Origin of the sequence: Photobacterium kishitanii (assembly GCF_003026355.1) — a bacterium.
Lineage (GTDB): Bacteria > Pseudomonadota > Gammaproteobacteria > Enterobacterales > Vibrionaceae > Photobacterium > Photobacterium kishitanii.
The window spans coordinates 230,797-245,356 of record NZ_PYON01000004.1 but is presented as its reverse complement, the minus strand read 5'-3'; the positions used below and the strand labels follow the sequence as shown (position 1 = coordinate 245,356).

Sequence of the window (14,560 nt, the reverse complement as noted above, 5' to 3'; positions counted from 1 at the left end):
TAAAGTGATAGACATCACATCAATGAATATCACTCAAGCGCTTACTCTTTGATCAGTCATTTTTATTCGCTGTTATATTACTGCTGTGTTCAACGTCAACCGCTAAAGTTTCTTCCAACACATCTTCTGTCCCCATATAGGTGCGAGAAGAACAAAATGGTGCAACTGGTACTGATGGCGTTAATATTTCATGGCTCTCCAGCGATTGCTGCTCATGAGCCCGTCCCATTTTCTTAACTTGATAGATGACTAAACTAAAGCCAATAATACCAAATACCACCGAACCAACCGCTTGCCCAATTAATACCCCACTCGCCCCCGCTAGGTGGCCTCCTATCAATACAAATGGAATCGTACCTAAGGTTGCTTTACCCATATTTAAAGCTGTTGACCATGTTGGTCGGTTAAGATTATTAAATGCTGCATTGGCCACAAATAATGCGCCGTTGAAAATAAAGGTCACGGCAATCAAACTACAGAATACACCAACAATTTCAGCGGCATCACCAGTAAGGCTAAACATCGCTACCAATAAACCTTGTCCAAACCACAGTAATACCGATATGCCAACACAATATGCCGCCGTAAATAGCATTGCATCTCGTAATATTTGATTAATTCTATCCCAACGTTCAGCACCAAAATTTTGACCAATAATTGGCCCAACAGCCCCTGATAATGAAAATACGAGTGCAAAACAAACTGGCATTATTCGCCCAATCACCGCATAACCAGCAACAAAGCTCTCACCAAACTGCGCAATATTACTAGTAACAACAGCATTACCAATCGGCGTCGCTGTATTGGTTAATATTGCAGGCAATGCAATTTTAGCAACTGTCGGGAGCGCCAATTTGAAACTAGATAAATCCGGTTTAGCGACCAATTGATGTTTATAGACCACAGCATATAAAGAAAAACACATCACGGCTAATCGAGCAAAAACAGATGCAATCGCGGCACCTTGCATTCCCATTGATAACCCAAAAATAAGTAATGGATCTAATACCGCATTGACACCACCACCAATTAATGTTGCAACCATTGAACGGCGAGCATCACCCACTCCTCGCAATGCAGCACTCGCTGACATAGAAACTGCAATCAAAGGAGCACTCGGCAATAAAATCACTAAATATTGCGTTGCAGCCTCAGCAACCGCTCCCTTAGCACCTATCAAATCCAATAGTAATGGTAATTGCCATAACATTAGTCCGACAACAACGACACTAATTAATACCGCAAAAATCATCACATTGCTGGCCATAATACGGGCCTGTTGACGATCATTTTTACCCAAAGCACGTGATACTAGCGCTCCAGCAGCAATGGATGTGCCGATAGAAATTGAAGTAGAAAAAAAGACTAACGTTCCGGCAAAACCAATCGCTGCAGCAAGTTCTATTTGCCCCAACATACTAATAAAAAACATGTCAAGTAAATCGACTAAAAACAATGCCATTAAACCAATAGCACCGGTTCCTGACATCACAACAATGTGTCGCATTGTCGAACCGGTTAAGAATTTAGCCTGACTATTTTCAGCTGAATTTTCTTTATTCACAACATCTCCAAGCAGGCATTATCATGCGATTAAATATAAATATGATAACAAAAAAATAAAGGCGCCAAAGGCGCCTTTCATTATCAATAAATTCAATAACTATTTTTATATCTTGATCATAATGGATGCTTAAAGCAAGCACCAATTTGATTACTGATTGCCGTTAATACATCCCGACGCGTAATCACTCCGACTAAGCGCCCATCATCAACAACAGGATAGATTTTGGGCTTTTGCCCTGTCATGGTTTCAGCTAGTACAATAATGGTGTCATCACCAGATACGGTTAATACATCAGATCGCATACACTCACTAACGGTATGACTATCTTGGCAGTGATAACCCACTTTAAGTAGTTTATGGATCATATCTTGTTCAGATATAAAGCCAACAACTTGTTTATGCTCATTAATGACCGGACCACCAATCTGTTTTGCCGTTAACAGTTTATCTAGTGCCGCAGACAATGGCATACTTTCGGTAAATGTAACCGGACGAACATTCATATAGTCTTTTACTTTTAATGACTCCATAGCTTCCCCCAACGTACTTTATATTGTCGTCGATCAGGTTTAATCCATTGAAATCTTAATTAAAAAAAACCTGTTCCTATAATATTAAGTTAAGTCTAAATATTTAAATTTACTCAATATGAATCGTTAATTTGGAACATATCTATCATAAAAAAACATAACCACATGATAAATATTACTTTTATTTATTAAATTAAAAACGCTTGCTCAAATGGCAAGCGTTTTATTATAACTTGCACATCACACTAAAATTAATGCAGTAATAGTGCCATCATTGCCAAAGGCAGTTTTGCACCAGACGAAAATTCTAATTGATCAGCAACAATCTTAACCTGAAGTTGATAGTTACCATTTTGTTCAGTGATAATTTTTTGATTCACTAAGACCGGTAACTTCGCCGCTAACAGTGGCTCTTTAGCCACTAATGCGGCAGGAATAACAATATTAATGTTACCACTCAATTGATCAGTAACAGCAGTAAGGTTAGTTGATGCATGCTCTAACCCTGGCTTAATATTTAGCAATACTTGAGCATTAACTGTTCCCTGTGGGGTCTTAACACTTAACTGTGATAAATCAACACTTGCACCATGAGCGATCAATAAATCCAACGCTAACATCGCTTGCTTAATTTGAGCAGGATCTTGCGCGGCTTGCGGAGATTGTTCCATCGCAGCTAACTGACTAATTGCTTTATAATTTAAGTCCTTAAGCGCTAACTTAAAGGCAATATCTTGATAATGTTGGCCATCAAGAGTCGTTAATTTCGCAACCTGAATAGTATTGGTATTAGTAACTTGTTGAGTCGCTTCGGTTGGATTTTTCTCACCAATAGGCTGACTTAGTGCATTATTCATTGCCACGTTAACACCATTAATTGCAATAAATTGGTGCTGATCAGCTGCAGTGAATTTTGCATTCTCAAGACTAAATGTCTGATGCCCAATCCAAAAATTACCTTGCATTTGGCCTTGGCCTTCACCATTAATATTATTTACGACCATACTTTCTTTATCAGGTGTAGTAATCGTTAATATAGGTAAGCTGTAACTAAACTGACTCTTACTATTTTCAGGATCAAATTCACCCGTTATGACAAATTTATCGCTAATAGCAGTCATACCCTCTTTATGAGTGTAATCCATTGGGTTTACTGTCATAGTGAAATGAGTTGTTCCCGTAAAGCCGGAATCAGTCACAACTTGCATTGGTGCAACATTTTTACCCCAAATTTGATTCACCAACGGGGCAATTTGTTTATCAATCACAAACTCACTGGTTGATTTTACGCCTAAGAAACCATTATCAATATGATGTTTCACCAACCATACTGTTGGTAACCCTTGCTCTGCAAACTCAGCTTTCAATTGATTTTTAAGCTCAATACGAGAAACAGCATTAGAGGAAAAATACCCACGTTCAAAACTTTTTGTAGTAATAGACAGATAAGGGCTATGGTAATTTTTAACCGCTCCCGTATAAATACTCTGCCCAATTTGACCCGTTGCTAACGGTCCACAAGCAATGATTGCAACAGCACCAGCACTGGCAAGAATTTTTTTCAACATATTGAATCCCAAAAATAAAGTAAGTTGCAATAAACAATCTAAATCATAGCATGAACCACTTAGCCACAGCAGCACAACTATAACCGTTATTTTAGTGTGCTTATTTTGTCATACAAATTGTTTGCTATTTACAACAAAGTTGTTATCGTGATCACATAATAACCGTATAAGTTAGTCAGATATTAACGCCTTATACTTAATCATGACTGAATAACAAACTGTGTTTATGGAGTGATATTATGAAAATAGCTGTTTTTAGCACCAAAGGATATGACCAAAAATCATTTGCTCATACAAATAAAAAATTCCATCAGCAGCTTACTTATTTTGATTTTCAGCTCAATCACCACACAGCAAAAATGGCCGAAGGTTTTGACGCTATTTGTGCATTTGTTAATGATGATCTTAGCGAACCCGTACTCAAAATATTAGCCGAGCAAGGGGTAAAAATTATTGCCATGCGCTGTGCTGGTTTTGATCGCGTTGATCTTGATGCGGCAAAAGCCTTAAATATACAGGTTGTTACTGTTCCCGCTTATTCTCCAGAATCTATTGCCGAACATACTTTAGGTCTGATGCTAAGCCTTAACCGTCGTATTCACCGCGCATACCAACGGACTCGAGATGCAAATTTCTCATTGGAAGGTTTAACGGGTTATAACTTCCATGGCCGGACTGTAGGTGTCATCGGCACAGGGAAAATTGGTATTGCCACCATTCGAATTCTAAAAGGCTTAGGCATGAATATTCTTGCTTATGACCCTTATCCAAACCCAATAGCACTAGAGCTAGGTGTTACTTACACCACTCTTGATGAAATTTATGAAAAATCAAATGTAATCACCCTTCATTGCCCTATGAGCAAAGAAAATTATCACATGCTTAACCGTAAAGCGTTTGCAAAAATGCGTAAAGGGATGATGATAATTAATACCAGTCGTGGTGGCTTACTTAACTCGAGTGATGCAGTCGAAGCACTTAAAAGTGGTATTATCAGCGCGCTCGGAGTCGATGTTTACGAAAACGAAAAAGATTTATTCTTCCAAGATAAATCAAACGACATTATTCAAGATGATGTTTTCCGTCGTTTATCGTCATGTCATAACGTACTATTTACTGGCCATCAAGCTTTTTTAACTGAAGAAGCACTTGGCAGTATTGCTCAAACTACCTTAGAAAATTTAGCCAGCTTTGAAAAAGGTGAACTATCAGGCAATGAACTGATTAAATAAACCGAATGGTTAATAAGTAATGAAAGAAGGCGCACTAGCGCCTTTTTTGATAATGACTACACAGCTTATTCACTATTAAGTATTGATCTCATTAAGAAGCCAATCTTTAAATACTTTGATTTTTGGTGAGGTTTGCATATCTTTACGGCAAACAACGTAATAACTATGTGCAGAACTTACTATCATATCAAAAGGTGAAACCAAACGAGATGTCGCTAACTGTTCAGCAACAAATGACTGTCTTGCCATCGCCACCCCCATTCCTGTAGTTGCCGCTTTAATAGCTAAATCAGCTCGATCAAAAGTACAGCCATTCTCAGGCAATACAACCTTAAAATGTTGTGCCCAAAATTGCCATTCATCATTACGCCCAGCTCTTGCCCACGGGGCTGCATCGTGCAGTAATAAACAATGAATTAAGTTTTCAGGCTGATGGTAAAGCTGATATTTAACCGCATACTCATGGCTACATACTGGAAACATGCTTTCTTCAAGTAGTTTATCTACGGCTAAATTAGGGTAGACACCATTTCCAAAATAAATAGCACAATCAAAACTTTCGGTTTGAAAATCGACGAGATCATTTCGCGTTCGTAAATGAATCCGTAAATTAGGATACTTATCAATAAAAGAAGCTAAACGAGGAACTAACCATGTTTGTGCAAAAGTTGGTGGCACTGATATTGTCAAATCACCGCTTAATTCAGCACTTTTTAAATCACGAATTTCATGAATAATATCACCAAAATTAGATGCTAATACTTGTTTTAAACGCAAGCCCTCATCAGTCAATACTAACTTGCGATGTTGTCGAATAAATAGTTGGACGTCTAAAATATCTTCCAAATTTTTAATTTTATGACTTACAGCACTCTGGGTAAGGCATAAAATTTCAGCAGCGCGAGTAAAACTCATTTGATCTGCTGCAATCAAAAAACAATGTAATCCCGAGAGAACAGAACCTGACAATTTAGATAATTGCATAATTGAGCCACAACAACATAATTGCTATCAGCATAACAAAAAAATCACTTCTTCTCAGCAACATCCCTTAAGTAGACTTATATTATCAATTAGCTATGCATTTAATGAACTTGCTGATGATATTCATCTAATAACTGTTGCTTATGATCTTCGCTTAATAACTGCCAATGCCCGCCATGAATAGCACCAGCAAATATCCACAATAATTTATGATCTAATTCTTGGCCATTATGTTCGCATACACGCCGAAATACATTAACAGCACCAACGTTAATAAAAGTATCAACATCTAGTACACCTGCTTTTTTTACCATACGTTCAAGTGTCAAACGCATATTAGGTAAATCACGCAAACGACGATTTGACTCAGAAGATTTAAAAGATTTATCGCGGCAGGAGAAAGCAATCGACGCTTTCACAAACCGATCACATTTAGATTGATCCGTTAAGAATAAATTTTTGATTTCATAATAATTAACCGTTGCTGTTTTACTTTTTTTTACATGTCTAAATTTTTCACAACCAGAGTTAACCAATTCCTCATCAAGACTATCTCCTCCGCGTATATACATTGAGGTTGGTGTTACGATAGCAAACATCGCGCTATTAATAAAAATACCAGTGCCACCAAACATTGATCTTTTTTCTTGTCGGCCAAATTTAGATAAATAATTTAAATAATCATCTTTTATTGACGTCATAACTTATGCTCCAGATATTATCCATAACAACTAAAAACACATCAAAAATTTTTTATTTTCAGTGTCAATGATTTGACGAGCTATTTTATGCCCATAGCAATAATAGATGATACAGCTAGCATTCGAATATGAGATTACTCGCATATTTTTAGTCGAAAATTTATGAAACGAATTAACAATTAGCCGTTTTTTATACTTGCTCTCAATTAAATATATCGTGCTAACCTTAGTAGGGTTTCTTATAAGCAGATCAAAAATGGCAAGGATAAAATATGAATACCGTCGCATTATTACCTCATAGCAAACATTTATTGCCCGGTGGGCGACTAAAATTGGTAATTTCAAGAGTCTGTGATGTTCGAATGGTAACAGAGGCAATGGCTAACAATGATCCATTCGCATTAGGGATGATCGCTCCAAATAGCTCACCAGAAACTATCACCAATATTCCCTCCATCGCCACAACGGTTACTATTATCGATTTTAATTGCTGTGATGGTGGATTATTAGAAATTATTGTTGAAGGCACTAATAAAATTTCAGTTTCAACACTCTCAATGGCCTATGACAATTTACTTACCGCCGCTTATGAACCTCGCTCCAATTGGCCTGCTATTGCGATAAATCCAGCCAACCAAATATTAGCCAATAAACTTAAACTCTTATTTGCATCAATGCCAGAACTTAGTCAGCTTTATCAGCAACCTAACTATCAAGATGCGGCATGGGTTAGCCAACGTTGGTTAGAAGTATTGCCGATAAATATAAAACATAAACAATCTTTAATTTATTATCCAACCGCAGATATTACAATTAGCTTTCTATTACAATTGCTGCAAGATCACCACTTAATTAATAATTAAAAACAATGCCATTATTCAACCACTCAAGCGTTAACTGTGTCAAAAAAACAGCAGTTTACGCTTTGTACATTCACCAACAGTAAGTACACTCATAACACCTCTTACCACTGTAATTATTCGATGCCACATTTATCATTTTTTTGGCTGGAAGCTAATAACCACCATCATATTCGTGCGATTCAGTCAGATCTTTGCCATTCCATAAAAAGAGCAGCACGCTATAACAGGCTAACCTTACCATCCATTCCAGATACACTATTAACCCTGAATAGATTGTGCGAAGATCCTGAAACAACGGTTCATGATGTTGCTAACTTATTAATTGATGATCCGGTATTAACAGCCAACATTATTCGAGCTGCCAACTCTGCGATATTTAATCGTCGTAATATTATCTGCCACGATATTCTTACTGCGGTATCTCGCTTAGGTATTATTCGAATTAGAGATATCATTACAGCTCAAACAATATACTCATTAAAAAATACCACTATTGAAAACATTGAATGTAACCAATTACTTAAAAATAGTGCATTTCATTCGCGTCAATTTGCAGCAACAATGGCACTTATTTGTCAAAAAATGCATATCTATAGTAATAAACCTCTCAAACTTGAACCAGAAAAAGCACTACTAACAGGCCTCTTGGCTGATATTGGTTTGTTTGGATTAATTAATGAGTATTCTCATTTTATTGAACAAGGTAATTATCTGGATTTTAATATTGCTAAATATATTTTCCAAGAAAACTGCGCGCTAGCCAGTAAGATTGTCCTCAGTCAATGGGGATTTGATAGTGACTATATTGCTGTCGCTACTAATCCAATAACCACCAATCATGATAGTGATATTAGCTATTTAACTATCGCTCGTATGACACATCATTTTTTATTGTTTAAAACTAATAATGCCGCAGCAATGAATGAACATGAAGTTGAATTAGATCTTGCTGGAGCAGAAGTGATGTATGAATTAACCAATATGTCAGAACTTGAATTTAATAATCAATTAAAACAGATCACTCATAGCTATGGCATTTAGTCCTCTTGAGCACTTTTCTTGTTAAATGGCAGCGTTCGTCTAACTCTCCCTGTTAGACGATACGTTTTGACACATATATATACACTTTTTCAGCTCGTTTAATCAGTATCATTCCTATTGATATCTATATTCTTTCTACTACTTTATGTTATATTCGTCACAAATTTAATGCTTAATCTTTAATCACTTATGATGTTGTGAAGCTGCATTATATTAAGATATTTACAATTTCACTTTCAACGCTGTTTATACATAATAGGGATAAATATGTTATCGGGGATTCTGCTCATTTTTTTGCCATTGGTACTGGGGTATTTAATCCCTATAAAAAAAACCAATATTCTTGAGTTTATTAATACCCAAACCAGTCGCTTAGTACTAGTAATATTAGCATTAATGGGATTAAGTTTGGCTGGGCTCGATAACCTTAGTCAGAATTTAGGCCAAATTCTGTTATATACCTTTACCTTTTTTATCTCAATTTCGGTATGTAACCTACTCGCTTTACCATGGCTAGATCGTTTATGGCCAACGCCCACATCACATGTACATCGTAAATTACCATTAGCTAAAATGTTACTGGAATCTGGAAAATTAGTTATTGTGGTTGCACTAGGATTAATTATCGGATTACTGTTAAACGTTGATCTGTCATGGGTAGAGCAAGCCAGTGAAAACATCTTATTATTACTGCTATTTTTTGTTGGTATTCAACTACGAAATAGTGGCATGACCCTTAAGCAAATTATACTCAATAAAAAAGGCGTCATTATTGCGGCAGTGATTTTAGTGACATCCTTACTTGGCGGTATTATTGCAGCGTTATTACTCGACATTCCAATTAATAATGGCTTAGCAATGGCATCAGGGTTTGGTTGGTATTCATTAGCGGGAATATTGATTGGTGACGGCTTAGGCAGTATTTATGGTGGGGCTGCATTCTTAAATGAACTACTTCGTGAAATACTAGCACTGATCATGATTCCACTCTTTATTAATCGCTATCCAAACACCGCGATTGGTTATGCTGGTGCTACCGCTATGGACTTTACGTTACCCGTAATTCAAAACTGTGGCGGTATTCGTTGTGTACCGATTGCAATCGTTAGTGGCTTCATTTTAAGTTTATTAGTACCGGTTTTAATTCTGTTCTTTATCTCTTTATAAACTCTACTTCAGTCCTCATAGCCAGCCTAGTGCTGGCTTTTTCCTCTCTAATCATTATCTTCATATATCATTACTGCTAGCGCTAATTTTTTATCTTACAGTGTGTAAATGTTTTATCTATGGCTACTATAACTAACCTATTTACCTATTTACCTATTTACCTATTTACCTATTTACCACCATAAAAAAACCGCAGCACTATGGCTGCGGTTTCTACATTCAATCTAAACCAAGACTGGATTAAATCAACCGTCAACAACAGTCGTATGATTGGTACGATCATGCTTTGGTGGATTTGAAAAAGCTAAATATTGAGCACCACTATAAAGTGGATATAACCCCAACGTTGCGACACAAAGGTAAATTTTATTAAACTCACGCTTTAAGTAACGTTGCTTCGTTAATGGCTTATCATCTGTCGAAACCACCTGCACACTCAATAAATAACGTGATAATGACGTTCCTAATAAGCGATAACAGATCCATTGATAACCCATAAAGACACCAATAAATAACAACATTAAACCAATAAACAATAACAATAATGCGGGTAACGCTATTCTATCGTTTAACGAAAGCGTCATTCCTGTACCATCAGAAATATAAGCAATCACTCCAAGGTAGATGTCGCGACCAACCATCGCGAACATCTGAACAATTGCCATATCAATCATGAAGGTACCGATACGCCGGTATTTCAATTTAAAGCCCATTCGTGTTCTTACTTACCTAGTTTAGCGTTAATCTGCGCTTTAAAGCCAGCAGCTTGTGCACCGTAGATAGCTTGAATACCTGTATTACCAATCTTCACTAAACCTTTTGCACCTAAATGCTCTGTCCAGTATTTATTGTCTTTTACTAAATCGCCATTTTTAACGGTGATACGTAAACGAGTAATACATGCATCTACATCAACGATATTATCTTTGCCACCTAGAGCGTTAATCATCTCATCAGCTTGGGAGTCATTTGCACCGCCAACAGCTTTTGATGCGTGGTAATCTTGCTTGCGAACAACAGCAACAGCACTACCCTTACGGCCTGGAGTTTTAATGTCATACTTCAGAATGAACCAACGGAACAATAAGAAGTATACTGGACCATAAATTAGGCCTAGTAGTGGAATATAATACCAATGGTTTTCAGTACCCGTTAGACCTGGCAACATACCAAACAATGAGAAGTCAATGAAGCCACCACTGAATGTCATACCAACTTTTACGTTTAACAAGTCCATTAGCATAAATGATAGACCTGCTAGTGGCACATGAATAAAGTAGTAAAGAGGTGCAGACAAGAATAAGAACGTAAATTCAATTGGTTCTGTAATACCAGTTAGGAACGCTGTTAGTGCAACAGAGAACAATAAACCACCAACTTCTTTCTTATTTTCTTTATCAGCAACAGTGTACATTGCGTAAGCTGCAGCAGGTAAACCAAACATCATGAATGTAAATTTACCGCTCATGAAGTTAGTTGAAGAGAATTGCGAGTAATCGCCGTTAGCTAGAGAGCCAAAGAAAATGTTCTGAGTACCCTTGTATACATGACCTGCGATTTCAGCTGTACCACCAATCTCTGTCTGCCATAGTGGAAGATAGAACACATGGTGTAGACCAACAGGGATCAATGCACGTTCGATAATACCAAAGATAAACGAAGCAATGTAACCGTGACCAGAAGCTGTCATTTCACCAAGCATTGCACCAATAGAACCAAATGCAGCACCAATGTATGGCCATACAAATACTAGTACAATACCGTAGAATAATGCTGAGAATGCACTAATAATCGGTACGAAACGAGCGCCACCAAAGAAACCTAAAAATTCAGGTAACTTAATATCATGGTATTTATTGTGAAGTATAACAGTAATACCACCAGCAATAAGACCACCAAACACACCCATACTCAGCGTATTATGAATGCCAAGTACATCAGCAAGTACACCCGCATAATGATTGCCCATTAGCACAACAGTATTGTTGGTAGTATCAACCATACCCGCAACAGTCAGTGTTTTTGCAATAGCAACGTTCATTACAAGGTATGCAATCGTAGCAGCAAGTGCAGCAGCACCCTTTTCTGCACGCGCAAAACCAATAGCAATAGCAAGTGCGAACATTAATGGTAGGTTTGCAAAGACGATACCGCCAGCTGCGGTCATAACCTGTAGGAAACTATTTAAAAGTGTTCCGTCTTGCAAAATACCAATTTGATACGCATCAATCATACTTTGGTTAGTAAAACTACCACCAAGCCCTAGCATAATACCAGCAGCTGGTAGCAAGGCTATAGGTAGCATTACCGCCTGAGATAACTTACTAAAAAAGGCTTTCATTACCTTCTCTCCTTGAGATGGACTCTAAACTTGTCAATGAAATAAATATAAGACTTTAATTACGTCTTTTTTCTAAATCATTTTTAAAAACAAATAAGCATTTGGTGAACACTTTCGCAGTTAGAGACCAGCTCCAATTACCAATGGTAATTGCGTTAGTGAACATTGCTTGCTCCTGAGTATAAAAATTCAAAATAAGACTAAGTATTAGCGACATACCCCCGTAGTCATTTGCTAACACTTCTTTAATGTCTATTTCGAGCATTAGTATAAAATGCGGTGGATAATATAACTTGATGGCTGTCAAAGTTACAAATAAGTAATTAATTATAATTTCAAATTATAATACAGATCACAATGAAACAAATGTATTTAACTATAACAGATAAAACATAACGCAATGATAACAAAGGATAAAAGCAATAAAACCGCACTATTTTAAACAATTTATTTAATCTCTAATAAGTAACCTTTGTAACCTATGTAACATGAATAATAAGTGATATTTGTTAATCAGTTGTAATATTAATATAATATTTAACTTTGGATAGAATAAATCTGACAAACCATACGCTTAATTTATAAATTATAATAAACAATCAAACCCATCCTCTAATTAAAAAGTCCTAAACCATAATTAATATTTCTATTAAAATAATCCCTAAGTAATACTTTCGTTGGCCATTTACTAAGGTTGTTTATACTCAACTTTTGATAACCTATAAAAATAGCAGTCTTCTCGAACAGAGACTAATCTCAAAAGATAATAACAAAGATTAAGCACTCGCTATTTTATAGATAAAAAAAATCCCGCGATTTTCATCACGGGATTTATAGATTAATGAATAAAAATAAACTTATTCTTTATGCTCTGCTTTTTCTTCTGCAGTACGATAATCAAAGAGAACAATCAGTACCATTGGTATAACAAAAGCAACCGCGATTGATACTGCGTAAATCCACATTGGGTGGAACACAGGAATCGTTAATAGTGACGTAAATGCAAACGCTTGAGTTTTAACACTGCCGTACATAGAACTAAGAACAGCAAGCGTAACACCACCGGCTAAACAACCTGCAAGTAAGCGTGGGTACACTTTCTTAAAGCGTAAGTGAATACCGTATAGTGATGGCTCTGAAATACCACCAAATAGACCTGCGGCTAACGCACCAGAAGCCGTTTGACGCATTGTTGCATCTTTTTCACGAAGAGAAATCAGCAATACACCTGCCGTTGCACCGAAACACGCGAAGTTCCACACACCCATAGGGCCTTGAATGAAGTCATAACCTAACGTTTGAATGTTCATTAACATTAGTGCGTTTAGCGGCCAGTGTAGACCCAATGGAACAAGGAATGGGTACAATAACGGGATTAGAATCGCGAACACAAACGGTGCGTGCGTATTTAACCAAGCTAAACCAAGACCTAAATAAGTACCAATCCATACACCTAGTGGACCAATCAAGAACGCTGTTAGCGGAATCATGATGATCAAAGAAAGGAATGGTACAAATACCATGTGTAGGTTTTCAGGAATAATTTTCTTTAAGAAGCGGTAAACAAGCGCTAATACAGCAACCATGATCAACGGTACGAATACGTTACCAGAGTAATCATTAAGCTGCATTGGTAAACCAAACACGTGAGCGACGTGAGAGACAGTACCTAGTGTTGCATCTTTAATTGATGATGTAGATGCTAGCGATGTTAGCTTTTGGAAATCAGGTGTCATTAATGCACCCATGATCGCCGCACCTAACCAAGGGTCAACCTTAAGTTTTTTCGATGCGTTATACGCAACCATGATTGGCAAGAAGTAGAATACAGAATGCCACATTGAATCGACAAAAACCCAACCTGCAGACTTATCACCACGGAAATCAACAATGTGTAGCGCATCTAATACCGCACATAATGCAATAATTAATGATGCACCAAGTAAAATACCTAAAATGGGACGGAACGAATCTGAAAGGTACTCAAAGAAACCATCAACCCAAGCTACTTTACCTCGAACACCACTTGAACGTAGCGAGGCTTTTACATCATCATTTGATGCCGCTGCTTTAGTTTCAGTGTTATCAGCACTACCACTTGCTTTGCTCTGTTCCAGTAATTGTTGCAGTGCACTATGCATCGTCGCAACACCGCCACCAACAACAATTTGGTAGCGCTCACCACTTTGAGGAACACAACCCATTACTTCAGAAATAGCATCTAATGCGGCTTTATCTACAATTGAATTATCGTTTAATTCAAAACGTAAACGCGTTGCACAGCACGTCAGAAACTTAATGTTACCAGCACCGCCAATCCCTTCAAGGATCTTTTCTGCTGAAGATTTATTGCCATTCGACATGATTTTTACCCTTTATATCCAAACAAATACCAGTGAATATAATCTCCCCTCACTGGTACATATATAATAAGTTATTAATTTAATTGGTATAATTTAGGATTTATATAACGTGTTTATCTACTTTAATAAATTTAACTTGAGCTAATTGTAATAATAAATTGATTAAAGCATTCCCAACAAGTATATCCCCGATAGTAATATTG

Annotated in this window: 12 protein-coding genes; 4 read left to right on the top strand and 8 right to left on the bottom strand. The window is 37.0% G+C overall.

Features of this window, described 5'->3' with window-relative positions; genetic code table 11:
* Positions 1 to 52: 52 nt before the first annotated feature.
* The 3 genes from C0W29_RS06920 to C0W29_RS06910 form a co-directional block, all read right to left on the bottom strand.
* The gene (locus tag C0W29_RS06920) at positions 53 to 1,507 is read right to left on the bottom strand and encodes an MATE family efflux transporter (RefSeq protein WP_045043548.1); all 1,455 of its coding nucleotides are present in this window, start codon (positions 1,505 to 1,507) and stop codon (positions 53 to 55) included.
* Between the two features lie 173 nt (positions 1,508 to 1,680).
* Complete coding sequence (locus C0W29_RS06915; protein WP_036793962.1) at positions 1,681 to 2,097, bottom strand: CBS domain-containing protein; 417 nt, start codon at positions 2,095 to 2,097, stop codon at positions 1,681 to 1,683.
* Positions 2,098 to 2,348: 251 nt separating this feature from the next.
* Positions 2,349 to 3,665 carry a DUF945 family protein gene (locus tag C0W29_RS06910; protein ID WP_045044875.1) on the bottom strand — a complete coding sequence of 439 codons (1,317 nt, stop codon included), beginning with the start codon at positions 3,663 to 3,665 and terminating at the stop codon, positions 2,349 to 2,351.
* A 239-nt stretch (positions 3,666 to 3,904) separates the two neighbouring features.
* Here C0W29_RS06910 and C0W29_RS06905 point away from each other — a divergent pair, with 239 nt between their 5' ends.
* Positions 3,905 to 4,897, top strand: a complete 993-nt coding sequence (locus C0W29_RS06905; protein WP_045043531.1) for a 2-hydroxyacid dehydrogenase — start codon at positions 3,905 to 3,907, stop codon at positions 4,895 to 4,897.
* 75 nt (positions 4,898 to 4,972) lie between these two features.
* Here C0W29_RS06905 and dsdC read toward each other — a convergent pair whose 3' ends face one another.
* Both dsdC and C0W29_RS06895 read right to left on the bottom strand, forming a co-directional pair.
* Positions 4,973 to 5,881, bottom strand: coding sequence for a DNA-binding transcriptional regulator DsdC (gene dsdC, locus C0W29_RS06900; protein WP_045043530.1), 909 nt, complete (start codon positions 5,879 to 5,881; stop codon positions 4,973 to 4,975).
* A 101-nt stretch (positions 5,882 to 5,982) separates the two neighbouring features.
* On the bottom strand, positions 5,983 to 6,582 hold the full coding sequence (locus C0W29_RS06895; protein ID WP_045043529.1) for a TfoX/Sxy family DNA transformation protein: 600 nt from the start codon (positions 6,580 to 6,582) through the stop codon (positions 5,983 to 5,985).
* A gap of 272 nt (positions 6,583 to 6,854) precedes the next feature.
* Between C0W29_RS06895 and C0W29_RS06890 the strand changes: the two genes are divergently transcribed.
* The 3 genes from C0W29_RS06890 to C0W29_RS06880 all read left to right on the top strand — a co-directional run bounded on the left by C0W29_RS06890 (position 6,855) and on the right by C0W29_RS06880 (position 9,653).
* A complete protein-coding gene (locus tag C0W29_RS06890; protein WP_045044876.1) occupies positions 6,855 to 7,445 on the top strand; it encodes an LON peptidase substrate-binding domain-containing protein in 591 nt (196 codons plus the stop codon).
* A 36-nt stretch (positions 7,446 to 7,481) separates the two neighbouring features.
* Positions 7,482 to 8,486, top strand: a complete 1,005-nt coding sequence (locus tag C0W29_RS06885; RefSeq protein ID WP_235869005.1) for an HDOD domain-containing protein — start codon at positions 7,482 to 7,484, stop codon at positions 8,484 to 8,486.
* A 267-nt stretch (positions 8,487 to 8,753) separates the two neighbouring features.
* Positions 8,754 to 9,653, top strand: coding sequence for a LysO family transporter (locus C0W29_RS06880; protein WP_036793950.1), 900 nt, complete (start codon positions 8,754 to 8,756; stop codon positions 9,651 to 9,653).
* A 245-nt stretch (positions 9,654 to 9,898) separates the two neighbouring features.
* Here the strand turns inward: C0W29_RS06880 and C0W29_RS06875 are convergent, their stop codons facing one another.
* The 3 genes from C0W29_RS06875 to C0W29_RS06865 form a co-directional block, all read right to left on the bottom strand.
* On the bottom strand, positions 9,899 to 10,366 hold the full coding sequence (locus tag C0W29_RS06875) for an RDD family protein (protein WP_045044877.1): 468 nt from the start codon (positions 10,364 to 10,366) through the stop codon (positions 9,899 to 9,901).
* Between the two features lie 8 nt (positions 10,367 to 10,374).
* Positions 10,375 to 11,994, bottom strand: coding sequence for a PTS transporter subunit EIIC (locus tag C0W29_RS06870; protein WP_045043525.1), 1,620 nt, complete (start codon positions 11,992 to 11,994; stop codon positions 10,375 to 10,377).
* An 857-nt stretch (positions 11,995 to 12,851) separates the two neighbouring features.
* On the bottom strand, positions 12,852 to 14,357 hold the full coding sequence (locus C0W29_RS06865; RefSeq protein WP_045043524.1) for a PTS transporter subunit EIIC: 1,506 nt from the start codon (positions 14,355 to 14,357) through the stop codon (positions 12,852 to 12,854).
* Positions 14,358 to 14,560 lie beyond the last annotated feature (203 nt).

Excerpts from the sequence above, each read along its gene's own strand:
- C0W29_RS06880 (WP_036793950.1), top strand. The coding sequence starts at position 8,754 with ATGTTATCGGGGATTCTGCTCATTTTTTTGCCATTGGTACTGGGGTAT.
- C0W29_RS06895 (WP_045043529.1), bottom strand. The coding sequence starts at position 6,582 with ATGACGTCAATAAAAGATGATTATTTAAATTATTTATCTAAATTTGGC.
- C0W29_RS06890 (WP_045044876.1), top strand. The coding sequence starts at position 6,855 with ATGAATACCGTCGCATTATTACCTCATAGCAAACATTTATTGCCCGGT.
- C0W29_RS06875 (WP_045044877.1), bottom strand. The coding sequence starts at position 10,366 with ATGGGCTTTAAATTGAAATACCGGCGTATCGGTACCTTCATGATTGAT.
- C0W29_RS06910 (WP_045044875.1), bottom strand. The coding sequence starts at position 3,665 with ATGTTGAAAAAAATTCTTGCCAGTGCTGGTGCTGTTGCAATCATTGCT.
- C0W29_RS06865 (WP_045043524.1), bottom strand. The coding sequence starts at position 14,357 with ATGTCGAATGGCAATAAATCTTCAGCAGAAAAGATCCTTGAAGGGATT.
- dsdC (WP_045043530.1), bottom strand. The coding sequence starts at position 5,881 with ATGCAATTATCTAAATTGTCAGGTTCTGTTCTCTCGGGATTACATTGT.
- C0W29_RS06920 (WP_045043548.1), bottom strand. The coding sequence starts at position 1,507 with ATGCGACACATTGTTGTGATGTCAGGAACCGGTGCTATTGGTTTAATG.
- C0W29_RS06915 (WP_036793962.1), bottom strand. The coding sequence starts at position 2,097 with ATGGAGTCATTAAAAGTAAAAGACTATATGAATGTTCGTCCGGTTACA.
- C0W29_RS06905 (WP_045043531.1), top strand. The coding sequence starts at position 3,905 with ATGAAAATAGCTGTTTTTAGCACCAAAGGATATGACCAAAAATCATTT.
- C0W29_RS06870 (WP_045043525.1), bottom strand. The coding sequence starts at position 11,994 with ATGAAAGCCTTTTTTAGTAAGTTATCTCAGGCGGTAATGCTACCTATA.